Raw genomic sequence first — 22051 nt, 5'->3', positions numbered from 1 at the left:
GACGCCCCGCGAAACCTGACGTGCCGAATCAGCGCGGAAACTTAAGCCCTGCCAAAAAAAATCGGCTCACCCGGCGATCCGATTTGCTATGTTCAACCACTCATTAACATTAAAGGCAGGGTCATCATGACAACCTATGCTTATGTTGGCTGCCGGACCTCGGCATGGCGCGGCGCGCGTGGAAAGGGGATCAGCCTGTACCGGATTGCGGATTCGGGTCATTGGGAACTGCTGCAATGCGTTGCCTCCGTGCAGGATAACCCCTCCTGGCTGACGCTCGATCTGCCGCGTAACCGGCTGTACGTGCTGCATGGCGATGGCGACCGCGTGGCGGTGTTTAACCGCGATCCTGACACCGGCCTGTTGAGTTTCTGGCAGGATCAAACCACCGGCCCGCGCCACAGCAACCCGGATCTGGATCCCGCCCGCAGAAACAATCCGGTCGCGGCCTCGCTAACCCCCGACGGCAACACCCTGCTGATCGCCAACCACGAAGGGGGCAACATTGCCGCCCTGCCCATAAGCGATCGGGGTCTGGAGCCGCCAGTGCATCTTGCCGCCATCGAAGGCCATACTGCCGCGCATGCGACCCTGTCGCGCCCGCATGAAATCGTTTTTGCCCCGGAAAGTGCGCTGTTTGCCGTGCCGGTTCAGGGCCGAAAGGCTGGCAGCGGCATCGATATGATCCGTCTTTATCACTGGGAGCAGACCCGCTCATGCCTGGCCGATGAGGTGCGGCTCCCGGAAGGCAGCTGGCCACGTCACGTCGATTTTCACCCCAACGGCAGGTGGGTATATGGCATTAGCGAGCTGAGCAGCACCGTCACGGTGTATCATCTCGACCGGGAAAAAGGTGCGCTCTCACTCCAGCAAACCCTCAGCGCGCTGCCTGCGGGCTACGCCAGCCGGAGCGATGCCAGTGAAATAGAGGTGCATCCGTCCGGGCGTTTTGTTTATGCCGCCAATCGGGGCCACGACTCTATCGCCGTATTCAGCATCCATCAGCAGGATGGCTCGCTGACGCTCACGGGATGGGTGCCCTGCGGCGGGAAAACGCCCCGCTTCACCACCCTGTCGCCCGATGGCTCACGCTTCTTCAGCGCCAATGAAGATTCCGACACCATCCAGGTGTTCGATGTGGACGGGGAAACCGGGATGCTGTCAGCAACAGCGATTTCAGTTTCCTCTCCCAGCCCAACCTGCCTCTGTTTTGTCTGATCCCGCCGCCTGCTCTGCCGGGAGCAGGCTGCCGATAAGCGTTTTCACGGAAGGAGAGGCCTGCCCGTAGTCCCGGACGCCGACAAGCAGCTCCCGTTTCGCCCAGGGCTCCGCCAGCGGAATGACCCTGACGCCGCTGTGCAGCGTTGAGGACGCCACTTCATTCACCGGCAGCACGGCAATCCCCAGCTGCTGCGCCACCAGCTCGGCCATCGAGACAAAGCTGCTGACGCGCAGCCCCACGTTGAGGGTTTTTCCCAGGGCGCGCGCCTGCCGCTCAAGGATATGGCTCACGGCGCTGTTGCGGTGCGAGCCGATCAGTTTCTCATTCACGATATCGGCAAAGGTTAACTCGCTGCGCGCGGCCAGGGGGTGATCGGGCCACACCAGCACCGACAGCAGATCGTGCTGCCAGGGCCAGAATGCGATCCCTGCCGCGGGCGTCCAGCTGGAGAAGAAGCCGACGTCGGCCTCGCCTGCCAGTAACCCCTGAACCACGCTCATCCCTGTGTGCTCTTCGATCTCAATATCGGTCTGCGGATAGAGCGACAGATAGTCGCTCACCACCCGCGGGAGATGATTCATCAGCGCCGCAGAGATGGTGTAAATACGGATATGCCCGCGGATACCGGCGGCATAATCACTCAGCTCCTCCTCCATCTTCTCCAGATTGCGGAACACCTGACGGGCATGATAGAGCAGAGAATGACCCGCCGGGGTCAGGGTGATGCCCCTCGGCATACGCAGCATCAGCTGGGTGCCCACCTGCTGTTCCAGCTCGGCGATACGTTTGCTGACCGCAGATACCGCCGTGTGCTTCCTGCGGGCCGCATGGGTAAGGTTTTGCGTCTCCGCGACCGCCACGAAGAGAGATAAAGAGACCAGATCAAAGCGCATCGTTTTATCCGTGATTAGTGTTGCAGTGTTTGCTGAATGACATAAGGCAGAATGCCGCCGTGCCGGAGATAGCGCAGCTCCTGCTGCGAATCGAGGGTCAGCGTCAGCCTGAATTCGCCCAGCCGTTCTGTGCCGCGCCGGATACGCATCCTTAGTGGCGTGCAGCCCGGCTGTAAATGTTCCAGCCCGTCAACGTCAATCTCCTCGCGTCCGTCCATCTCCGGTAAACGCGCCGCCTCGTCAGGCGTGATATGTAACGGCAAAATCCCCATCCCGATCAGGTTGGTGCGGTGGATACGTTCAAAACTGTGCGCCACCACCGCCTTAACCCCCAGCAGCGCCTGCGCTTTGGCGGCCCAGTCCCGGCTGGAGCCTGCGCCATAACGCTCACCGGCAAAGATGACCAGCGGGGTTTCACACTGGAGCCAGCTTTGCGCCGCGTCATACGCCGGGAGGATCTGCTGATGCTGCACATCCCAGGCCTTGCCGCCGCCGCTGCGCTGCGCCTGCGGCAGCAGGCGGTTAACCAGCGCGGTATGAGTGAACGCGCCGCGAACCATGACTTCGTGGTTACTGCGCCGCGTGGAGTAGAGGTTCAGGTCCTGCGGATCTTCATGATGCTCAACCAGCCATTGCCCCGCCAGACTCTCAAGCGGGATCGCCCCGGCCGGAGAGATATGGTCGGTGGTAACGTCATCCCCTAACCACAGGAAGGGGTGCGCGCCAGAGAGGGTCAGCGGCGCGGCGGGATCCCGGGGGAGGCGTTCAAGATACCCCGGACGGCGCAGATAGGTGGAGGCAGCCTCCCAGGGATAATGCACGCTGCCGTGGGCCGCAATCTGCTGCCAGTGCGGGGTCCCCTGCCAGATAATGTCCCGGCGTTTGACGTAGTGCTCCGGTTTCATGATCCGCCCAAGCCACATTTCCACCTCCTCCCGCGACGGCATTAAATCGCGCATAGTGAGCGGTCGACCTGCCTCATCAACGCCCAGCGGGTCGTTCACCATGTCATGAGAGATATGCCCGGCAATCGCCCAGGCAATCACCAGCGCCGGAGAGGTGAGATAGCCGTGTCCGAGCGAGGGGTTCACGCGGCGGGGAAAGTTACGGTTGCCGGACAGGACGCACACCGCCTGCAGCCCGTCGCTCACCAGCGTCTCCATGGCCGGTTGCAGCGCCCCCGAGCTGCCAATGCAGGTCATGCACCCGTAGCCGGTGACGTCAAAGCCCACCTTTTCCAGTTCACTCAGCAACCCCGACGCGCTGAGGTAGTCAGTGACCGCCCGGGAGCCCGGCGAGAACGAGGTTTTGACCCACGGCTTTGGCCTCAGACCGTGTCTGGCGGCATTGCGGGCAAAGAGCGCTGCCTGAATGACAAGCCAGGGATTCGCCGTGGTCGTACAGCTGGTGATGGCGGCGATGGCCACCGCCCCCTGGCGGATCGGCTCCGGGTATTCAGGCCGATCCCAGTGGCGATCCCGCACTTGCGGACTGAGCGTATCGACAAAGCTGCTGCCCGCCTGACCCAGCGGGATCTGTTGATGGGGATTAACAGGCCCGGCCATGCACGGCTCAATGGTCGACAGGTCGAGCGCAATCAGCTGGCTGAATTCAGGCTGCGGTGCATCCGCCGTCCGCCACAGGTGCTGCGCCTGCATATAGGTGCTGATGAGAGCCTGCTTCTCTTCGCTACGTCCGGTTAAGGCCACGTATTCCGCGCTGCGTTCGTCAAAGGGAAAGAACACCACCGTCGCGCCGTATTCCGGGGCCATGTTGGCGATGGTGGCCCGGGATTCGACGGACATGCTGGCTAACGCCGGCCCGGTAAACTCGACAAATTTACCTACAACGCCAGTTTCGCGCAGCAAGCGGGTGATATGCAGGGCCAGATCGCTGTCGCTGACGTCCGGTGACAGCGCGCCTGTGACCGAAATGCCGATCACCTCGGGGAAGCGCAGGGTGACGGGCTCCCCCACCAGCGCGGCCTGCCCTTCAAGCCCGCCCACGCCCCACCCCAGAATGCCGAGGGCGTTGATCATCGGGGTATGGCTGTCGGTAGCGATCATGCAGTCCGCATGCAGGAGCGGCACGGGCGCGGTGGTATCTACCGTCACCACCTCGGCAATGGCTTCAAGGTTCATCAGATGGATGATCCCGGTGCCCGGCGGGATGACGCGGAAATTGTCCAGACTCTTTTCAGCCCAGCGGATAAAGCGGTAGCGCTCCGCGTTGCGGCGAAAATCACATTGCAGGTTCTCTTCCAGCGCCGAGGCGGAGGCATAGCTTTCGACAATCACCGAGTGATCGATGGTCAGTACCGCGGGAATGCGCGGGTTGATCGCCGTGGCGTCGCCGCCCAGCTCGGTCGTGAGATCGCGCATCGCCGCGAAATCCGCCAGCGCCGGCAGGCAGGTGGTGTCGTGGAACATCAGCCGATCGGGATAGAACTCAACCTCGCCGTTGTCCGCCGCCCCGGCCAGCATCTGCAAAAACTGTGGCAGGGCCTCCGGGGAGCGCAGCGCGACGTTTTCCAGCAGCACGCGCAGGCTGAAAGGGATTGTCTCCAGCTGCGCCAGGGGCAGCAGCTGGGTGAGATCGACAAAATGATAGCGCTGATGATCAATCATCAGGTCTGAACGTTTGAGAGCCAGGGGTGATGTCATAGGGCCTTCCGTCACAGCAGTAGGGTTATGTTCCTGAGGGGATAACGTTGCCATGACCGGGACCGGGTGAAAATTGAACGTTGGATAAGATAGCGTTCTCCGATGGAGAACGCTAAGAGGGGTATCACGAAACGGCTAATTCTCTGTCGATAATCTGCTGCACGCTGCCCTCCGCCTGCCAGCGAGTCAGGAGGGCTACGAGATCCTGATAGCGTTCGTCATTATCCCGCGGCACGCAGATAGCCTGGTTTATCTGACCGAAATTGTCCGGCAGCACCCGATATCCGGGGTGTTCTGCGGCGGCGCGCGCCAGCGGCTGGCGGATCCCGGCCGCCATATCCCCTTCGCCATTCAGAAACGCATCAATAGCGGCCTGAGAGGAGGCGAGCCGGTTCAGGGTGGCGTTTTTTAGCTCGCGCGTCAGATGGAGATCGTAGGCTGCGCCTTTACCGACGTTGATCACCACCCCGGTTGTATCCATCTGCGCCACGCTGTGCCACGGGCTGCTGTCGTTAACCAGAACGGTTCCCTGGATCTGGATATAGGGCTGGGTAAAGTGCAGCACCTCTTCGCGCTGAGGATCCACCGCCAGAAAGGCGATATCCCAGAGCCCCTTCTGCGCGTCATCCACCACCTTTCCGGCGGTCGGATAGGTCCTCAACTGCGCCTCCCGGCCCCACTCCGCGGCGATTCTATGCGCCAGTTCAACGGTGATCCCGCCCGGATTGCCGTCCGGCAAGGCTTTCGCCAGCACGGCATTGCCCAGATTAATGGCGAAACGCAGGGGTTGAATACGTGACATGCAGTGCCTCCGAAAAACGAGTAGGGTCAATGAAGTGTATTCCTCACCCGCTTTAATTTATTTACTGCGGGCTGCTTAACACCGCGCAGGAGACGGCGGAACTGACCTGCGGGAAAGCGATCTCTAACCAGTGAGTCTATACGTTATTCTTGCGGCGGAGGGTCAGCGAGGCGCTTAACGAAGCGCTTCCTGACCTCCTTATAACCGTTATTTTCATAAAAATTATGCGCCCTGACCCTTCTTTCACTGCTTGAAAGCTCAATCTGGGTACAGCCTTTATCAAGGGCGAGCCGCTCAGCAGCGATAAGGAGTTTCTGGCCTATACCTGTTCCCCGTGCAGACTCATTGATCACCAGCGCAGAGATCAGTGCCCACAGGCCATTTTCGTGAACCGGGGTAAGATAGTTCACCACGATCACGCCGCAAACGTCCTGCCCTGCTTCAGCCACTAACAGGTTGAAGCTGGTATTTGCTTCGTTAATGTGTCGTGCCAGGTTCTCCGGCTCTGTCTGGTAGCCCAACTGCAAAAAAAGCGTTTGCAGAGAGGGAATATCTTTTAACGCTGCTGCCCTTATTAAGGCCATTGCCATTAACTCCTTACGTTAAGTTCAACGCAAATTTATACCCGCTTCCGGCGTAATTACCCCCCATATTTTATTCATATTCTTTTTGCCTTCTGGCGTAACCTCCATAAAAACTCCTTATTCCTTCCATTTTTCACATCCAGAAATATTCATTCAATATGTAAATAAAAAAAGCCTTTCCAATACACTCCCAAAATGCATAATGAGAACGATCATTCTCACTTTTACAGGATAGCTTTCGATGAGCACAAAACTGGAAGAACGACAGAAACAGCGCCAGGACGAGATCATCATCGCCGCGCGCCGCTGCTTTCGCGCCAGCGGGTTTCATGCCGCCAGCATGTCGCAAATCGCCAGCGAGGCGAAGCTCAGCGTCGGGCAAATCTATCGCTATTTCAGTAACAAAGACGCGATTATCGAAGAGATGATCCGCCGCATCATCGACTCGCGCATCGAGGAGATGCAGGGCAAAACCCTGGTCGAAGGGATGCCGCAGGCGCTTGCCTGGCGACAGACCCTCAGTGAAGACGATGACGCCCTGATGCTCGAGATGTCCGCCGAGGCGACGCGTAACCCGCAGGTAGCCGCCATGCTGATCGAGGCGGAGGCCCGGATGTTTGCTAACGCCTGCGAGCACCTGAAGAAGCAATTTCCCCACCTGAGCGATGACCATATTCGCTGCTGCGTGGAAATCACCGCGGTGATGATCGAGGGCACCATTTACCGTCGACTCACGCCGTTAAAAGTCCCTTCAGAACAATTAGAGCCTATTTATCAGAATATTCTAAAACTGCTTTTCTCTGCGAAGTAATCGCATGTGAATAATTAACGGGAATAAGTCATTTCCCATTTTGTCATTTCCGGCGCTGCCGGAGATGCGGCATCGCTGTGCCTTTAAATAGCCCTCCTCCCGGTTACGCCATTAACCGGGCGGACATCGTTCACCCTGGAAAAAGATTATGAAAACCATAACAACCTCCATCGCGGCATTACTCCTCCTTTCGGGGTGCGATAATGCGCAAACATCTGCTCCCCAGCGTCCTCTTCCGGAAGTGGGGATTGTCACCCTCATGAGCCAGCCGGTGCCCGTTGTCAGCGAGCTGACCGGCCGCACCGCCGCCGCCATGAGCGCCGAAGTGCGCCCGCAGGTGGGTGGCATTATTCAAAAAAGGCTGTTCACCGAAGGCGATAGCGTCAAAGCCGGACAGGCGCTGTATCAAATCGATCCCTCCAGCTATCGCGCCGCGTTTGATGAAGCCGCTGCGGCGCTCAAGCAGGCCCAGGCGCTGGTGCAGGCCGACTGCCAGAAGGCCCAGCGCTATGCGCAGCTGGTGAAAGACGACGGCGTGTCGCGCCAGGACGCGGAGGACGCTAAATCCACCTGCGCGCAGGACAAGGCCAGCGTCGAATCAAAGAAAGCCGCTCAGGAGAGCGCCCGCATTAATCTCAACTGGACCACCGTCACCGCGCCCATTGCCGGACGCATCGGCATCTCCTCCGTTACGCCGGGCGCACTGGTGACTGCCCAGCAGGATACTGCGCTCGCCACCGTTCGCGGGCTGGACAGTATGTATGTCGATCTCACCCGCTCCAGCGCCGATCTGCTGCGATTACGCAAACAAACCCTGGCCACTAACAGCGATACGCTCAGCGTGACGTTAACCCTGGAAGATGGCAGTACCTACAGCGAAAAGGGGCGTCTGGCGCTCACCGAAGTCGCGGTGGATGAATCGACCGGCTCGGTGACCCTGCGCGCCGTCTTCCCGAACCCGCAGCATCAGCTGCTGCCGGGGATGTTTGTCCGTGCCAGAGTGGACGAAGGCATCATGGATGACGCCATCCTGGCCCCTCAGCAGGGCATTACACGCGATGCCAAAGGTGCCGCTACCGCGCTGGTGGTGAACACCAGCAACAAAGTCGAGCAGCGTCAGCTGGAGACGGGCGACACCTACGGTGACAAATGGCTGGTGCTGAGCGGGCTGAAGGCGGGTGACAGGCTGATAGTGGAAGGTACCGACAAAGTCACCGCCGGCCAGCAGGTGAAGGCCGAAGAGATGAAAGCCACCGGAGGAGACGCCTGATGTTTTCCCGTTTCTTCGTGCGTCGTCCGGTGTTTGCCTGGGTGATCGCCATTCTGATCATGCTCGCCGGGATGCTGGCCATCCGCACGCTGCCGGTGGCGCAGTACCCGGACGTCGCGCCGCCGTCGATCAAAATCTCCGCCACCTATACCGGTGCCTCCGCGCAGACGCTGGAAAACAGCGTGACGCAGGTGATCGAGCAGCAGCTGACAGGGCTGGATAACCTGCTCTACTTCACCTCCACCAGCAGCTCGGACGGTTCGGTGAGCATTAACGTCACCTTCGAGCAGGGCACCGACCCGGACACCGCTCAGGTGCAGGTGCAGAACAAAGTCCAGCAGGCGGAATCGCGCCTGCCCACCGAGGTGCAGCAGACCGGGATCACCGTCGAAAAATCCCAGAGCAACTTCCTGCTGATCATGGGCGTGTACGATAAAACCGACACCGCCAGCAGCTCGGATATCGCCGACTGGCTGGTGAGCAATATGCAGGACCCGCTGGCGCGCGTGGAAGGCGTCGGCAGCCTGCAGGTGTTCGGGGCGGAATACGCGATGCGCATCTGGCTCGACCCGGCGAAGCTGGCCTCTTACTCGCTGATGCCTTCAGATGTGCAGAGCGCGATCGAGGCGCAGAACGTGCAGGTTTCCGCCGGTAAAATCGGCGCGCTGCCCTCGTCGAACGCCCAGCAGTTGACCGCCACCGTGCGCGCCCAGTCGCGCCTGCAGACGGTGGATCAGTTCAAAAATATCATCGTAAAGAGCCAGTCCAGCGGTGCGGTGGTGCGCATCAGCGACGTCGCCCGCGTGGAGATGGGCAGCGAGGATTACACCGCCACCGCGAAGCTCAACGGCCACCCGGCGGCGGGTATGGCGGTGATGCTCTCGCCGGGCGCGAACGCGCTTAACACCGCCACGGCGGTGAAGGATAAAATCGCCGAGTTCAAAAAGTCGATGCCGGAAGGCTACGACGTGGCCTACCCGAAAGACAGCACCGAGTTCATTAAGATCTCGGTTGAGGACGTGATCCAGACCCTGTTCGAAGCCATTATCCTCGTGGTGGTGGTGATGTACCTGTTCCTGCAAAACATCCGCGCCACGCTGATCCCGGCGCTGGCGGTGCCGGTGGTCCTGCTGGGCACCTTCGGCGTGCTGGCGCTGTTCGGCTATTCCATTAACACCCTGACGCTGTTTGCGATGGTGCTGGCGATTGGTCTGCTGGTGGATGACGCCATCGTGGTGGTGGAAAACGTCGAGCGTATTATGCGCGACGAAGGGCTGCCCGCCCGGGAAGCGACCGAAAAATCGATGGGCGAAATCTCCGGCGCGCTGATCGCCATTGCGCTGGTGCTCTCTGCGGTATTCCTGCCGATGGCCTTCTTCGGCGGCTCCACCGGGGTGATTTACCGTCAGTTCTCGGTCACCATTATCTCGGCGATGTTCCTCTCGGTGGTGGTGGCCCTGACCCTGACGCCGGCGCTCTGCGGCTCCATTCTGAGCCACACGGCTCCGCACAAGAAAGGTTTCTTCGGTGCGTTTAACCGCTTCTACAGCAGGACCGAGCATGGCTATCAAAACAAGGTGCTGCGTGCTCTGCGCCGCTCCGGCGGCATGCTGGTCATCTACGCCCTGCTCTGCGGCGCGATGGGGTTCGCCATGCTGAAACTGCCGGGCAGCTTCCTGCCCACGGAAGACCAGGGCGAAATCATGGTGCAGTACACCCTGCCGGCAGGCGCAACGGCGGTGCGTACCGCCGAGGTCAGCCGCCAGGTGCGCGAGTGGTTCCTGAACAAAGAGAAGGCCAACACCGACGTGATCTTCACCGTCGAGGGCTTCAGCTTTAGCGGCAGCGGTCAGAACGCCGGGATGGCGTTTGTCTCCCTGAAAAACTGGTCCGAACGTAAGGGCGATGAAAACACCGCTCAGGCCATTGCCCTGCGCGCCACGCAGGAGCTGAGCACCATCCGCGATGCCACCATCTTTGCCATGACGCCACCGGCGGTGGACGGTTTAGGCCAGAGCAACGGCTTTACCTTCGAGCTGATGGCCAGCGGCGGCACCGACCGCGACACGCTGCTGAAACTGCGTAACCAGCTGATTGGCAAAGCTAATCAGGACGTCTCGCTGCACGCGGTGCGCGCCAACGATCTGCCGCAGATGCCGCAGCTTCAGGTGGATATCGATAACAACAAAGCCGTGTCGCTGGGGCTCTCCCTGAGCGATGTTACCAGCACCCTCTCCAGCGCCTGGGGCGGCACCTACGTGAACGACTTTATCGACCGCGGTCGCGTGAAGAAAGTTTATATCCAGGGCGACAGCGACTATCGCGCCGTGCCGTCCGATCTCAACAAATGGTATGTGCGCGGCAGCGACAGCACCATGACGCCGTTCTCCGCCTTCGCCACCACCCGCTGGGAGTACGGCCCGGAAAGCCTGGTGCGCTACAACGGCTCGGCGGCGTATGAGATTCAGGGCGAGAACGCCAGCGGCGCCAGCTCCGGCACGGCGATGAGCAAAATGGAGCAGCTGGCGAATAACCTGCCGGGGGGCAGCACCTGGGCGTGGAGCGGTTTGTCCTTACAGGAAAAACTGGCGAGCGGCCAGGCGATGAGCCTCTATGCCCTCTCAATCCTGGTGGTGTTCCTGTGCCTGGCGGCGCTGTATGAGAGCTGGTCGGTGCCGATTTCGGTCATCCTGGTGATCCCGCTTGGGGTGCTGGGTGCGGCGCTTGCCGCCTCCCTGCGCGGCCTGAGCAATGACGTCTACTTCCAGGTGGCGCTGCTGACCACCATCGGCCTGTCGTCGAAGAACGCCATTTTGATTGTGGAGTTTGCCGAAGCCAAAGTCGCCGAAGGTTACTCCCTGACGCGCGCCGCCCTGCGTGCCGCGCAGACGCGTCTGCGTCCCATCATCATGACCTCGCTGGCGTTTATCGCAGGCGTGACGCCGCTGGCAATTGCCACCGGTGCGGGGGCCAACAGCCGGGTGGCAATCGGTACCGGCATTATCGGTGGCACGCTCGCCGCCACGCTGCTGGCGATCTTCTTTGTTCCTTTATTCTTTGTACTGGTGAAACGTCTGTTCTCCGGTAAGCACACCAACCGGAGGTCATAATGTTTCGTGTAACCGTATTAACGTTAGCGCTGCTGAGCGCGGGCTGCGTGTCGTTAGATCCCTCTTATCAGCGCCCGAACGCCCCCGTCCCGGCGACGTTGCCTGGCGCGCACGGCGAAGCCACCGTCGTGGTAAGCCAGTGGCAGCAGGTAATGAACGACACGCGGCTGAAAAGCGTGGTGACGATGGCGCTGAATAGCAACCGCGACGTACAAAAAGCGATTGCCGATATCGACGCCGCCCGCGCCCAGTACGGTGAAACGCGCTCGTCCCTGTTCCCGACGGTGGACGCGGAGCTGAGCCACACCCGCAGCCGCACGCTGGCCAGCGGCGTCGCGACAAGCGATGAGGCCAACGGCGCGGTCTCCAGCTTCGAGCTGGATCTGTTTGGCCGCAACCAGAGCCTGTCGCGCGCCGCGCGTGAAACCTGGCTTGCCAGCGAATTTACCGCGCAAAACACACGCCTGACGATGGTCAGTGAACTCACCACAGCCTGGGTCACCCTGGCCGCCGATAACAGCAACCTGGCGTTGGCGAAATCCACTCAGGAGAGCGCGGCGAACTCGCTCAAGATTGTGAAGCGCCAGCAGGCAGTCGGCGTGGCGGCGGCAACGGACGTCAGCGAAGCGATGGCGGTTTACCAGCAGGCGCGCGCCAGCGTGGCAAGCTACCGGACGCTGGTGATGCAGGACAAAAATGCCCTCAACCTGCTGGCGGGCGACAGGGTGCCGGACAACCTGCTGCCGGGCACGCTAGAGAGCCTGAGCGATAACGCCATCAAGCTGATCCCGGCGGGCGTCAGCTCCAGCGCGCTGCTGCGTCGTCCGGACATTCAGGAAGCCGAGCATAACCTGTTGAGCGCCAACGCCAACATCGGTGCCGCGCGCGCCAACTTCTTCCCGACCATCTCGCTCACCGCCAGCGCGGGCGTCGGCAGCGATTCGCTGTCGTCCCTGTTCAGCCACGGGATGAAGGTCTGGTCGTTTGCGCCGTCCATCACCCTGCCGCTGTTCAGCGGCGGGAATAACATGGCGCAGCTGCGTTATGCAGAAGCCGAGAAAAAAGGGTTAATTGCGACCTACGAGAAAGCGATCCAGAGTGCGTTTAAAGACGTGACCGACGCGCTGGCGCGCCGGGAAACGCTGAGCGAGCAGCTGGATGCCCAGCGCGAATACGTGGCGGCCGAGCAAAAAACGCTGGACGTGGCAACCCGCAGTTATCAGGCGGGCGCGGGGGATTATCTGACGGTACTGACCGCGCAGCGGTCGCTGTGGTCGGCGCAGTCGTCGCTAATCGCGTTACAACAGACCGACCTGGAAAACCGCATCACCCTGTGGCAGTCGCTCGGGGGCGGCATTCAGTGATATCGTTGCCGGGCAGTGCGTTGCTTGCCCGGCCTACGGGCGCTATATCATTCAGGAGAAACAACATGTTCACCGGCTTGTGTGCTTTCCCGTTAACCCCCTTCACTGCCAGCGGCATTGATGAAGCGGGATTCAGTAAACTTCTGGCCCGCCTGACGGCCGCCCGGGTGGATTCGCTGGGCATTCTGGGTTCTACCGGAAGCTACGCTTACCTGACCCGGGAGCAGCGCCAGCGTGTTGCCACCCTGGCAAAGCAGCATGCCGGCGATATTCCGATGATGGTTTGCGTGGGCGCGGTCAGCACCGATGCGGTGTTGCGTCTGGCTGAGGATGCGCAGGCGGCAGGCGCAGATGCCCTGCTCCTTCCGGCAGTCAGCTACCAGCCGCTCACGGATGACGAGGTATTTAGCCTCTTTGAAACTGTTACCCGGCACGTTTCGGTTCCGGTCTGCGTCTATGACAATCCCGGCACCACCCATTTTACCTTTACGGATGACCTGCACGGACGCCTGTCGTCGCTGGCTGGCGTGCGTTCGATTAAAATTCCGGGCGTCCCGGATACGCCCGCCGCGGCCGTCGATCGCGTCGCGGCGTTACGCCACCGTCTTCGCCCTGACGTGGCGATCGGGATCAGCGGGGATGCGTTTGCCGGGCTGGGATTAAATGCCGGCTGCGAGGTGTGGTATTCCGTATGTGGCGGGTTGTTCCCGGAAACGGCAAAACAGATCACTCAGGCCGCGGCGATGAACGATCCTGCCCGCGTCACCGCCCTGATCGCCCGCCTGGAACCCTTGTGGGCGCTTTTCCGCAAGCATGGCAGAAGCATCCGGGTGATTGCCGCCGCGGCAGGCGTGCTGGGGCTGACCGATACCGACTGCCTGCCCCGCCCTCTGCAGCCGCTGCCAGCGGACGATATTGCAGAGATTGCCCGGGTGATAAACGAGCTGGAACTGAAATAAAACGCCTTTGGAAAATCAGAGCGTCATCATCATTTCATGCCACGCCATCCCACCGTGATCGGATGCCGATGGCTTGATATAGCGGTAGCCAAAATGGGCGTACAGATCGACGTGGCGATCTTTGCACATCAGGTGGATGGTCTTTTTGTTCATTGCCCTCATGCGTGATATGAACTCACGCATGAGCAGCGACGAGTAGCCTTTCCCCTGAAAATCCGGATGCACCACTACGGACATGATCACTGCATTTGGCGCATCCGGATCGTGGCCCACCAGCTCTTTAAACGCTTCGTCGGACATCACCACTTCCCATGCACAGCCCGCATTAATAAACCCGATCACCTGATCCTCCTGCGTCATGCAGAGGAAGCCTTCAGGGTAACGGTGAATGCGGGTAGCAATTTTCACACGCGTTGCCGCTTCATCCTCTTCGTAGGATGTGATTTCAATTTCATAGCAGCGATCAACGTCAGCTGGGGTTGCGTGGCGGAATACCGGGGTGGTCATGTGTTTGCCTCTTCATTATTTTGTGGGCGACAGGTTACCTTGTTCCCGGCATATTTGCGCTGCATGTTATGCACTAACTGGCGCATGCTGGCTAATCCGCCGATTTGACGATAAAGGTCACCACACCAAAGATATCGAGCGAATCTTCGCTGCCCACGAGGATCGGCGAATAGGCGCTGTTCATCGGATTAAGCTGCACCTGGGGTCTGAGCTGGAGGCGCTTTACCGTAAACTCTCCCTCCACCGCCGCGATCACAATATCCCCGTGCTGCGCCGTTCTGGCGCTGTCGACAATCAGCAGATCGCCGTCGCCAATCCCGGCATCAATCATCGAATCTCCGGCTGCTTTCACGAAATAGGTTGAGCTGGGGTGCTGGATCAGCAATTTGTTCAGGTCGATACGCTGTTCCACGTAGTCCTGCGCCGGGCTGGGGAAGCCGCACTGTACAACATCGCTGAAAAGGGGTAGCGCGATCACCTCGCGCAGCGCTGCAAGTTGGTAAAACACCATGATTCGTTCCTCGAATACTGTTTTTATATACAGTAGTCGTAGCGAGGAGCGCAGGCAAGTCACGGGGCTGCAGCGGCTGTTTATTGCGTAACCGCTTCGCTTATAAGTGATTAATGTGTTTAAGAATATTGATTTTGTAAATATTTCATGGCGTTGTATGGACGGCTTCATCTCTCTTGAGTGAACGGGGCGACTCCATTCGCCTTAGTTTTTTGCTTCTACTGCGCTGTTACACGCCAACCAGGCTTTCGAGAGGAATACCAAGTTGAGCATGCAAACGGCGGATCATCGGTAAAGTGAGAGTCCGCGTTCCGTTCAAAATTTCGTAAACACGATTCGACTTACCGATGGCCGGCTCGAGATCCTTAGCACTCAGACCTTGCTGTTCCATGCGGAACTTAATGGCATCAACCGGCGAAGGGGGTTCAATCGGATAGTGCTTTTTCTCATAATCTTCAATTAAAAGGCACATCACTTCAAAATAATCACCTTCTGGTGTATCCAGTTCAGGTTCATTTTCGAACATCGGTTCGACCGCTCGAAGGGCCGCTTCATAGTCTTGTTCAGTTCGGATAGGTTTAATATTCATCGTTTACTCCAGGCCAATCGTATCCGCGTCTGCTGCATTATATTCCTTATGCGTTCCGATAAACTTAACGAAAATCCATCCACGCTGATAGGCAATTGCAACTATTAACCGGTAACTGTTTCCTTTGATATTGAAGACCACACGCCTGTCTTTAAGGATACTGGCACTGCGGTACTGTTCTTTAATTTCTGCTGGAGTTTTCCAGGCAGCTTTTGTAGCTTCATCCACCCAAGCCCTCAGCGGTTGTTCGGCATCGGGGTTCTCCGCCCAGAAATCCCTTAATATTTTCACCGATATGATCTTCATGTACATATGGTAGTCCCAATATGGGACTACAGCAATCCTTTAGTCCCATTTTGGGACATGAATAATGATGCGCCGAGAGGGCGTATCAGAGAAGCAAGGAACGTGAAGTGAACGGAACCACCTCCGCCGCCGCATGTTCCCCCTCACCCTAACCCTCTCCCTCAGGGAGAGGGAACAGTTCGTGCCTGCGTACGGCATGTTCCCCACGCCCCTGACCCTCCCCCTGTACGGTCCGGGAACATTACCGGCCATATTTCCGCGAGCCGATCACGCACAAAATCACCCCCAACGTAATTACCATCATCAGCGGACTCACCCTCTCATGCAGCAGCGTGGCGGACAGCCCGAGCCCCAGAAACGGCTGCAGCAGCTGTAACTGCCCCACCGCCGCGATCCCCCCCTGGGCCAGCCCTTTGTACCAGAAGATAAACCCAATCAGCATGCTGAACATCGACACATAGCCGAGCGCACCCCAGGCCGGAACACCAATGCCGCTGAAGGATGCCGGTATCGTCAGCAGGGAGGCCAGCACCATAAACGGCAGCGCCAGGATCAGCGCCCAGCTGATCACCTGCCAGCCGCCTGACTCGCGGGTGAGCGCGGCCCCTTCGGCATAACCCAGGCCGCAGACGATCACCGCTGCGAGCATCAGCAGATCGCCGGTCAGGGAGAGCGCGGCACCTTGCGAGAGAGCAAACCCCATCACCAGCAGGCTGCCCAGCACCGAGAAGATCCAGAAGGCCCGGGCAGGACGCTCCTTGCCGCGCAGCACCGCGAAAATGGCGGTCATCAGCGGCAGCAGCCCGAGAAACACAATCGAGTGGGCGGCGGTGACATGCTGCAATGCCAGGGCGGTGAGCAGCGGAAAGCCGACCACCACGCCCAGCGAGACCATCAGCAGCGGCACAATCTTCGCGGCGGGCGGGCGTTTTTCCTTTAATCCGAGGATCAGCATCAGGGCCAGCACCCCGGCCAGGGAGGCCCGGGCAAAGGTCAGGAAAAAGGGATCAAAATCCTGCACCGCAATCCGCGTGGCGGGCAAGGAACCGCTGAAAATCACCACTCCCAGCAGGCCGTTGAGCCAGCCTGAAAACGCGTTTTTATCTACCGCAACGTCCATTCCCGTTACCTTCCCGATCTTGAGCCTCTGTTGCGCGGATGGTAGTCTCGTCAATCTAATACAATCAAATTATTGTCATGGATACATTTGATGAAAGCCCGCTACAAAGGGATCGTGGATCGCTACGCCGAGTTGATTCGATCTGCCCAGCTCCCGGCAGGCAGCCGCCTGCCCACGCACCGCACGCTCGCCGCCCGGGAACATATCTCCCTCGCCACCGCGACGCGGGTCTATGCCGAGCTGGAGAAGATGGGGCTGGTCAGCGGCGAAACCGGGCGCGGGACCTTCGTCAGGGAGATCATGCTGCCGTCGGGTCAGGGGATCGATCAGCAGGCAGTCGCCACCGATGTGCTGGATCTGAACTTCAACTATCCCGCCCTGCCGGGCCAGGGGGAGCTGCTGCGGGAGGCGCTCAGGCAGGTCGCCGCCGGAGGCGATATCGAATCGCACCTGCGCTATCAGCCGCATGCCGGTAGACAGGCCGAGCGGGAGATCGTCGCCGCGCATCTCGCGGGGCCGCATTTTCAACCCTCAGCGGACAATGTGCTGATCGTCAACGGTGCCCAGCATGGCCTGACTGTCGCCGTGATGGGGCTGCTCCGGCCCGGCGATGTGGTGGCGGTGGACGCCCTCACCTACCCGGGCTTTAAGGCGCTGGCGGCGCTCTATCACCTGGAGCTTCTCGCCATCCCCTGCACGGAAACCGGCCCGGATCTGGCGGCATTACGTCAGCTCTGCCAGCGGCGTCACGTGCGGGCAGTTTATACCATGCCCACCCTGCACAACCCGCTGGGCTGGGTCCTGAACCGCGAGCAGCGCAGGACCCTGGCGGAGATTGCCCGTCAGCACGATCTGCTGATTATCGAAGATACCGCCTACGGCTGGCTGATCCCTCGCCCGCCACCGCCCGTTGCCAGCTTCGCCCCGGAACGCACGGTGTATGTCACCGGCTTTTCCAAAAATGTGGCAACCGGTCTGCGGGTCGGGGCGGTGGTTTGCCCGCCGGATCTGCGCCCGGCCCTCGAAAGGGCCATCCGGGCTACCACCTGGAATACGCCGTCGGTCATGACCGCCATGGTCTGTCACTGGATCCAGGACGGCACCGTGGCCCGTTTTGAAACGCTGAAAAGACGCGATGCCCGCCAGCGACAGGCCGTCCTGAAAGCGGTGCTGGGCGATCTGCCCTGTATCACCCACCCCGATTCATACTTTGCCTGGCTGCCGCTTGCAGACGAAGCCAGAGCCGATCGGGTAGTTAAGCAGCTGATGGACAACAATATATCAGTCTCGACCGCGGAGCCGTTCTCCACCTCCGGTACGGTACCCCAGGCGATCCGCATCGCCCTCGGGTCGGTAACGATCGATAATTTACGTCAGGCGCTATTGCAGGTCAGAGCGGCAGTGGAACTGGAACAGAGCCGTTAAGCTTATTAAGACTCATCTTAATTTATCCAGAGAAGTGAATTTTTCTGGCGCTTGATCACAGTAAATATTACTCCTGAAATTATTCGGGCCACATGTAACTTTTGCTAACTTATTTATTCAAGCGGATATATTCTCCTCAACCTTCGAAAACACCTAAAATATATTCAGGCAGAGCGCAAAAACGCGCCGAAAGGCTTATTGCAGTTTCTGCCGTTCTGTCTACATTTATTTCTGCACATATTTGAAGAGGTTAATTTCCTCTCAATGAAAATTCTCAACGAAACACTGGAGACATGTTATGACTAAACATCGAGGCGGTTCCGGCAATTTCGCAGAAGACCGGGAACGTGCATCCCAGGCGGGCCGCAAAGGTGGGCAGAGTAGCGGCGGGAATTTTAAAAATGACCCGCAGCGCGCATCCGAAGCCGGAAAAAAAGGCGGACAGAATAGCCGGGGCGGCGGTCGTAAGCCAGCGGCGTAAGTTCTATAATATATTCTCTGTCTGAGCCACTTTTGTCAGACAATATAGTTGAAACGGCGAGACGGTATAAACACCGAACCTTTAACAGGCAGTTCGATAAATTATGCGGAGGTTATATGCTGCATTTGAGAAGAAGAGTTCGCAACGCACGTAATAATCATCGCACCAGTGATGATGTCGGCTGGATTATTCCGGGGGATGCTGAACGTACCCGTTCGCCGGATAGTGGCCCGGCACTCCAGCTCAGAAGAGATGATGACGCCAGCAGTGAGGTGAGGCTCAGCCAGCGTCAGTCGTATCTGGTCAACGCCATGGCGCACCGCGATCTGAAGTAAGCAGCTGTTAAGTGATGCAAACTTGTTGTGCTTTGTTATTTGCCCGGCCTCCCCGCCGGGTTTTTTTATGTCCGCAGCGGCAGCCCGGCGGTCTCTCTGGCACGCAGCACCGTCAGGAGGGTAATCAGCGCCGCCGCCATGACGTACAGCGCCGGGGAGAGTGGGTTGCCGGTCGCGATCAGCAACCAGGCCAGCAGCCACGGCGTCACCCCGCCAAAGAGCGCCACCGCAGAGTTATAGGCAATCGCCATGCTGCCATAGCGGATCCGGGTGGGGAACAGTTCCGCCATCGCCGCGTTGCTGGCACCGTCAAAGGCGGCAATGAACAGCCCCAGCAGCAGCAGCCCCAGCACGGCGGAGAAGACCTCGCCGCTCGCCATCATCTTCATGGCCGGCCAGGCGACGAGGATCAACCCGAGGCACCCGACCAGCATCAGCGGCTTACGGCCCACCCTGTCCGACAGGTAGCCCATAAAAGGCACCAGCACGACGACGGCCAACAGCCCGGAGGTGGTGATGGTGTAAGCATCCAGCGCCGGGTAGTGCAGCGTCGTGACCAGATAAGCGGGAATAAAGGTTTGCAGCATCCAGTGCACCACCGCCTTGATCGCCACAAACCCAATGCAGAAGCCCAGCGCCCGCCTGCCGGTGGTCACGGCGCTGTACAGCGGCGCGGGTTCCGTTTGACGGCTGTTCACCAGCGCCTGAAATTCGGGGGAGTCCTGCAGATTGTTGCGCAGATAAAGACCAATCCAGCCCAGCGGCCCGGCCAGCAGAAACGGAATGCGCCAGCCCCAGTCGTTCATCGCCGCCTCCCCCAGCACCGCGGTCAGCAGCAGCACCAGGCCCGACCCGGCGACAAAGGCCATAAAGCCGACGCTGTCGGTCCAGCAGGTAAAGAAGCCCCGGCGATCGGCGGGAGCATATTCGGCCAGAAAGGTGGTGGCACCTGCGCTTTCGCCCCCGGCGGCAAACCCCTGGATCATCCGCACCAGCACCAGCAGGACCGTGGCAAGCAGCCCGGCCTGGGCATAGGTGGGCAGAAGCCCGATAGCAAAGGTGGCCCCGGAGGTCAGCAGGATCACGGTGGCCAGCACCTTGCGCCGTCCAGTCCTGTCGCCGCGGGATCCAAACCACAGCCCGCCGAGCGGGCGTATCACAAACCCGGCGCCAAATACCGCGAACGATGAGAGCAGCGCCGTCGCCGGGTCGTCGGTCTGGAAGAACTGCATGCCGATGATGGTCGCCAGGGTACCGTAGAGCCCGAAATCGAACCACTCGACAAAATGGCCGATGCCGGTGGCGCACAGCACCTTACGCAGATTGCGGGACACAGGCTTCCCTTAACGCTTTTTCGGCATCATGCGCAGCAGGGTGTTGTCTTTCCAGAAGTAGTGATGAAGCAGCGCGGCAAAGGCGTGGATGCCGATGATAAAGTACCCCAGGTTCGCCAGGGTGACGTGCCAGGCTTTCAGCCTGTCCACCAGGTCGAAATTGCCCTCGGCGGCGTGCGGCATCCCCAGGCCAAAGGCGAACCAGGTGTTGCCCCGGTTATACATCATCACCAGGCCAATCAGCGGCAGGGCAATAAACAGCAGGTAGATAGCCAGGTGGCCTAGATGGGATAAGCCGATATACATCGGTTTTGGCTTAGGCACGATGGGCGGTGCGGGATACTTAAGACGCACCAGCAGGCGCGCCACCATTAATACCAGAATAGAAATACCGCAGGAGACATGGATCATGTTGATCAGCGGGCGGTCGCTGCGGGGAAAAAAGCCGCGAAACTCCATGGCACAGTAGGCCACGATCACCAGCAGAAAAACCAGCCAGTGAATTGCAATTTGCAGGCCGGTATATTTATTGCGCATAGTCTTTCCTGATAGAAGGCTAATAAAAAGGTAAAATAACCAGCTTTCCTTAAAAATTCATTAACTTTTGCCCCCGACTTTTCAAAAACTTCCGCGCAGATGAAGCATCTTCAATTGCCTCGCTGGGCTTCCTGGTCTAAGCCTGGATGAGTTTAACGTCCCGTACATCATCCAGGAGAACACCATGAGTAAGATTGGCATTAACGGTTTTGGTCGTATTGGCCGACTGGTTCTTCGTCGGTTACTGGAAACCCAGGACAGTAACAGCGTGGTGGCAATAAACGATTTAACCTCCCCGAAAGTGCTGGCCTACCTGCTAAAACACGACTCCAACTACGGACCCTTCCCCTGGAGCGTGGACTTCACGGAAGATTCCCTGATCGTCGACGGTAAATCTATTTCGGTGTATGCCGAAAAAGAGGCGAAACATATCCCGTGGAAAGCCGCCGGGGTGGATCTGGTGGTGGAGTGCACCGGGTTCTACACCTCGCAGGAGAAGTCGCAGGCGCATCTGGACGCCGGGGCGAAAAAAGTGCTTATCTCCGCCCCGGCCGGGGAGATGAAAACCATCGTCTTTAACGTCAATGACGACACCATCGAGGCCAGCGACACCATTATCTCGGTCGCCTCCTGCACCACTAACTGCCTGGCGCCGCTGGCGAAGGTGCTGCACGATTCGTTTGGCATCAAGGCGGGCACCATGACCACCATTCACGCCTATACCGGGACCCAGGCGCTGGTAGATGGCCCGCGCGGCAAAGATCTGCGCGCCTCACGTGCCGCAGCGGAAAACATCATCCCGCACACCACCGGCGCAGCGAAGGCCATCGGGCTGGTGATCCCCGCGCTGAGCGGCAAGCTGAAGGGCCATGCCCAGCGCGTGCCGGTCAAAACCGGTTCCGTGACCGAGCTGGTCTCGATTCTGGAGAAAAAGGTGAGCGTGGATGAGATCCACCAGGCGCTGAAAAAGGCCACCGAGGGCAATGAGTCCTTTGGTTATACCGATGAAGAGATTGTCTCGTCGGATGTGATCGGCTCGCACTTTGGTTCGATCTTCGATGCCACCCAGACGGAAGTCACCGACGCGGGCGATGTCCAGCTGGTGAAAACCGTGGCCTGGTACGATAACGAGTACGGGTTTGTCACCCAGCTGGTGCGAACCTTAGATAAATTCGCTGCCCTGTAATCACACCGCGGACAGCCCTGCTGTCCGCAACCTGTGAATCTG

At 59.3% G+C, this 22051-nt stretch carries 21 protein-coding genes; 10 read left to right on the top strand and 11 right to left on the bottom strand.

Going from position 1 to position 22051, the window contains the following annotated elements:
- Positions 1-126: 126 nt before the first annotated feature.
- Positions 127-1218: a lactonase family protein gene (locus V7Q49_RS03990; RefSeq protein WP_333849439.1), complete on the top strand. Its 1092-nt coding sequence runs from the start codon at positions 127-129 to the stop codon at positions 1216-1218.
- Here the strand turns inward: V7Q49_RS03990 and V7Q49_RS03985 are convergent.
- The 4 genes from V7Q49_RS03985 to V7Q49_RS03970 form a co-directional block, all read right to left on the bottom strand.
- Positions 1177-2115: a LysR substrate-binding domain-containing protein gene (locus tag V7Q49_RS03985; RefSeq protein WP_333849438.1), complete on the bottom strand. Its 939-nt coding sequence runs from the start codon at positions 2113-2115 to the stop codon at positions 1177-1179. The genes V7Q49_RS03990 and V7Q49_RS03985 overlap by 42 nt on opposite strands.
- Positions 2116-2129: 14 nt before the next feature.
- Entirely contained in the window at positions 2130-4778 is a 2649-nt protein-coding gene (locus V7Q49_RS03980) for an aconitate hydratase (protein WP_333849437.1), read from the bottom strand.
- Between the two features lie 124 nt (positions 4779-4902).
- Positions 4903-5580, bottom strand: a complete 678-nt coding sequence (locus tag V7Q49_RS03975) for a transporter substrate-binding domain-containing protein (protein ID WP_333849436.1) — start codon at positions 5578-5580, stop codon at positions 4903-4905.
- A gap of 143 nt (positions 5581-5723) precedes the next feature.
- Positions 5724-6164: a GNAT family N-acetyltransferase gene (locus tag V7Q49_RS03970; RefSeq protein WP_333850485.1), complete on the bottom strand. Its 441-nt coding sequence runs from the start codon at positions 6162-6164 to the stop codon at positions 5724-5726.
- Between the two features lie 241 nt (positions 6165-6405).
- Between V7Q49_RS03970 and V7Q49_RS03965 the strand changes: the two genes are divergently transcribed.
- The 5 genes from V7Q49_RS03965 to V7Q49_RS03945 all read left to right on the top strand — a co-directional run bounded on the left by V7Q49_RS03965 (position 6406) and on the right by V7Q49_RS03945 (position 13678).
- Complete coding sequence (locus tag V7Q49_RS03965) at positions 6406-6975, top strand: TetR/AcrR family transcriptional regulator (protein WP_333849434.1); 570 nt, start codon at positions 6406-6408, stop codon at positions 6973-6975.
- A gap of 148 nt (positions 6976-7123) precedes the next feature.
- Complete coding sequence (locus V7Q49_RS03960; protein ID WP_333849433.1) at positions 7124-8245, top strand: efflux RND transporter periplasmic adaptor subunit; 1122 nt, start codon at positions 7124-7126, stop codon at positions 8243-8245.
- Positions 8245-11355 (top strand): efflux RND transporter permease subunit, encoded by a 3111-nt coding sequence (locus V7Q49_RS03955; RefSeq protein WP_333849432.1) that lies wholly within the window; start codon positions 8245-8247, stop codon positions 11353-11355. Before V7Q49_RS03960 ends, V7Q49_RS03955 begins: the two co-directional genes overlap by 1 nt.
- Positions 11355-12719: a TolC family protein gene (locus tag V7Q49_RS03950; protein ID WP_333849431.1), complete on the top strand. Its 1365-nt coding sequence runs from the start codon at positions 11355-11357 to the stop codon at positions 12717-12719. Before V7Q49_RS03955 ends, V7Q49_RS03950 begins: the two co-directional genes overlap by 1 nt.
- 65 nt (positions 12720-12784) lie before the next feature.
- Positions 12785-13678, top strand: coding sequence for a dihydrodipicolinate synthase family protein (locus V7Q49_RS03945; RefSeq protein ID WP_333849430.1), 894 nt, complete (start codon positions 12785-12787; stop codon positions 13676-13678).
- Between the two features lie 15 nt (positions 13679-13693).
- Here the strand turns inward: V7Q49_RS03945 and V7Q49_RS03940 are convergent, their stop codons facing one another.
- From V7Q49_RS03940 to V7Q49_RS03920, 5 genes are all read right to left on the bottom strand, one after another.
- Positions 13694-14185, bottom strand: a complete 492-nt coding sequence (locus V7Q49_RS03940; RefSeq protein ID WP_333849429.1) for a GNAT family N-acetyltransferase — start codon at positions 14183-14185, stop codon at positions 13694-13696.
- A gap of 91 nt (positions 14186-14276) precedes the next feature.
- Positions 14277-14696, bottom strand: a complete 420-nt coding sequence (locus tag V7Q49_RS03935) for a translesion error-prone DNA polymerase V autoproteolytic subunit (protein WP_333849428.1) — start codon at positions 14694-14696, stop codon at positions 14277-14279.
- Positions 14697-14925: 229 nt separating this feature from the next.
- Positions 14926-15285, bottom strand: a complete 360-nt coding sequence (locus V7Q49_RS03930; protein ID WP_333849427.1) for a helix-turn-helix domain-containing protein — start codon at positions 15283-15285, stop codon at positions 14926-14928.
- Positions 15286-15288: 3 nt separating this feature from the next.
- A complete protein-coding gene (locus tag V7Q49_RS03925; RefSeq protein WP_333850484.1) occupies positions 15289-15591 on the bottom strand; it encodes a type II toxin-antitoxin system HigB family toxin in 303 nt (100 codons plus the stop codon).
- Positions 15592-15832: 241 nt separating this feature from the next.
- Positions 15833-16711: a DMT family transporter gene (locus V7Q49_RS03920; protein WP_333849426.1), complete on the bottom strand. Its 879-nt coding sequence runs from the start codon at positions 16709-16711 to the stop codon at positions 15833-15835.
- A gap of 90 nt (positions 16712-16801) precedes the next feature.
- Here V7Q49_RS03920 and V7Q49_RS03915 point away from each other — a divergent pair, with 90 nt between their 5' ends.
- The 3 genes from V7Q49_RS03915 to V7Q49_RS03905 all read left to right on the top strand — a co-directional run bounded on the left by V7Q49_RS03915 (position 16802) and on the right by V7Q49_RS03905 (position 18952).
- Positions 16802-18136, top strand: coding sequence for an aminotransferase-like domain-containing protein (locus V7Q49_RS03915; RefSeq protein ID WP_333849425.1), 1335 nt, complete (start codon positions 16802-16804; stop codon positions 18134-18136).
- 298 nt (positions 18137-18434) lie between these two features.
- Positions 18435-18617 carry a general stress protein gene (locus V7Q49_RS03910; protein ID WP_039028538.1) on the top strand — a complete coding sequence of 61 codons (183 nt, stop codon included), beginning with the start codon at positions 18435-18437 and terminating at the stop codon, positions 18615-18617.
- A gap of 125 nt (positions 18618-18742) precedes the next feature.
- A complete protein-coding gene (locus V7Q49_RS03905) occupies positions 18743-18952 on the top strand; it encodes a hypothetical protein (protein ID WP_333849424.1) in 210 nt (69 codons plus the stop codon).
- Between the two features lie 65 nt (positions 18953-19017).
- Here V7Q49_RS03905 and V7Q49_RS03900 read toward each other — a convergent pair whose 3' ends face one another.
- Both V7Q49_RS03900 and cybB read right to left on the bottom strand, forming a co-directional pair.
- Positions 19018-20286 (bottom strand): MFS transporter, encoded by a 1269-nt coding sequence (locus V7Q49_RS03900; protein ID WP_333849423.1) that lies wholly within the window; start codon positions 20284-20286, stop codon positions 19018-19020.
- Positions 20287-20295: 9 nt separating this feature from the next.
- Positions 20296-20823, bottom strand: coding sequence for a cytochrome b561 (cybB, locus tag V7Q49_RS03895; protein ID WP_333849421.1), 528 nt, complete (start codon positions 20821-20823; stop codon positions 20296-20298).
- A gap of 184 nt (positions 20824-21007) precedes the next feature.
- Here cybB and gap point away from each other — a divergent pair, with 184 nt between their 5' ends.
- Positions 21008-22009, top strand: coding sequence for a type I glyceraldehyde-3-phosphate dehydrogenase (gene gap / locus V7Q49_RS03890; protein ID WP_333849419.1), 1002 nt, complete (start codon positions 21008-21010; stop codon positions 22007-22009).
- Positions 22010-22051: the final 42 nt, after the last annotated feature.

The sequence above is a fragment of the Leclercia sp. genome, from assembly GCF_036780805.1.
GTDB lineage: Bacteria > Pseudomonadota > Gammaproteobacteria > Enterobacterales > Enterobacteriaceae > Enterobacter.
The sequence above is the reverse complement of the archived record's forward strand: the minus strand, read 5'-3'. Positions and strand labels throughout refer to the sequence as shown.

What these genes read in the sequence shown, in the direction of transcription:
- cybB (WP_333849421.1), bottom strand. Translation starts at nt 20,823, where the DNA reads ATGCGCAATAAATATACCGGCCTGCAAATTGCAATTCACTGGCTGGTT.
- V7Q49_RS03980 (WP_333849437.1), bottom strand. Translation starts at nt 4,778, where the DNA reads ATGACATCACCCCTGGCTCTCAAACGTTCAGACCTGATGATTGATCAT.
- V7Q49_RS03915 (WP_333849425.1), top strand. Translation starts at nt 16,802, where the DNA reads ATGAAAGCCCGCTACAAAGGGATCGTGGATCGCTACGCCGAGTTGATT.
- V7Q49_RS03965 (WP_333849434.1), top strand. Translation starts at nt 6,406, where the DNA reads ATGAGCACAAAACTGGAAGAACGACAGAAACAGCGCCAGGACGAGATC.
- V7Q49_RS03920 (WP_333849426.1), bottom strand. Translation starts at nt 16,711, where the DNA reads ATGGACGTTGCGGTAGATAAAAACGCGTTTTCAGGCTGGCTCAACGGC.
- V7Q49_RS03975 (WP_333849436.1), bottom strand. Translation starts at nt 5,580, where the DNA reads ATGTCACGTATTCAACCCCTGCGTTTCGCCATTAATCTGGGCAATGCC.
- V7Q49_RS03925 (WP_333850484.1), bottom strand. Translation starts at nt 15,591, where the DNA reads ATGAAGATCATATCGGTGAAAATATTAAGGGATTTCTGGGCGGAGAAC.
- V7Q49_RS03935 (WP_333849428.1), bottom strand. Translation starts at nt 14,696, where the DNA reads ATGGTGTTTTACCAACTTGCAGCGCTGCGCGAGGTGATCGCGCTACCC.
- V7Q49_RS03940 (WP_333849429.1), bottom strand. Translation starts at nt 14,185, where the DNA reads ATGACCACCCCGGTATTCCGCCACGCAACCCCAGCTGACGTTGATCGC.
- V7Q49_RS03945 (WP_333849430.1), top strand. Translation starts at nt 12,785, where the DNA reads ATGTTCACCGGCTTGTGTGCTTTCCCGTTAACCCCCTTCACTGCCAGC.
- gap (WP_333849419.1), top strand. Translation starts at nt 21,008, where the DNA reads ATGAGTAAGATTGGCATTAACGGTTTTGGTCGTATTGGCCGACTGGTT.
- V7Q49_RS03985 (WP_333849438.1), bottom strand. Translation starts at nt 2,115, where the DNA reads ATGCGCTTTGATCTGGTCTCTTTATCTCTCTTCGTGGCGGTCGCGGAG.
- V7Q49_RS03955 (WP_333849432.1), top strand. Translation starts at nt 8,245, where the DNA reads ATGTTTTCCCGTTTCTTCGTGCGTCGTCCGGTGTTTGCCTGGGTGATC.
- V7Q49_RS03990 (WP_333849439.1), top strand. Translation starts at nt 127, where the DNA reads ATGACAACCTATGCTTATGTTGGCTGCCGGACCTCGGCATGGCGCGGC.
- V7Q49_RS03960 (WP_333849433.1), top strand. Translation starts at nt 7,124, where the DNA reads ATGAAAACCATAACAACCTCCATCGCGGCATTACTCCTCCTTTCGGGG.
- V7Q49_RS03910 (WP_039028538.1), top strand. Translation starts at nt 18,435, where the DNA reads ATGACTAAACATCGAGGCGGTTCCGGCAATTTCGCAGAAGACCGGGAA.
- V7Q49_RS03970 (WP_333850485.1), bottom strand. Translation starts at nt 6,164, where the DNA reads ATGGCCTTAATAAGGGCAGCAGCGTTAAAAGATATTCCCTCTCTGCAA.
- V7Q49_RS03930 (WP_333849427.1), bottom strand. Translation starts at nt 15,285, where the DNA reads ATGAATATTAAACCTATCCGAACTGAACAAGACTATGAAGCGGCCCTT.
- V7Q49_RS03950 (WP_333849431.1), top strand. Translation starts at nt 11,355, where the DNA reads ATGTTTCGTGTAACCGTATTAACGTTAGCGCTGCTGAGCGCGGGCTGC.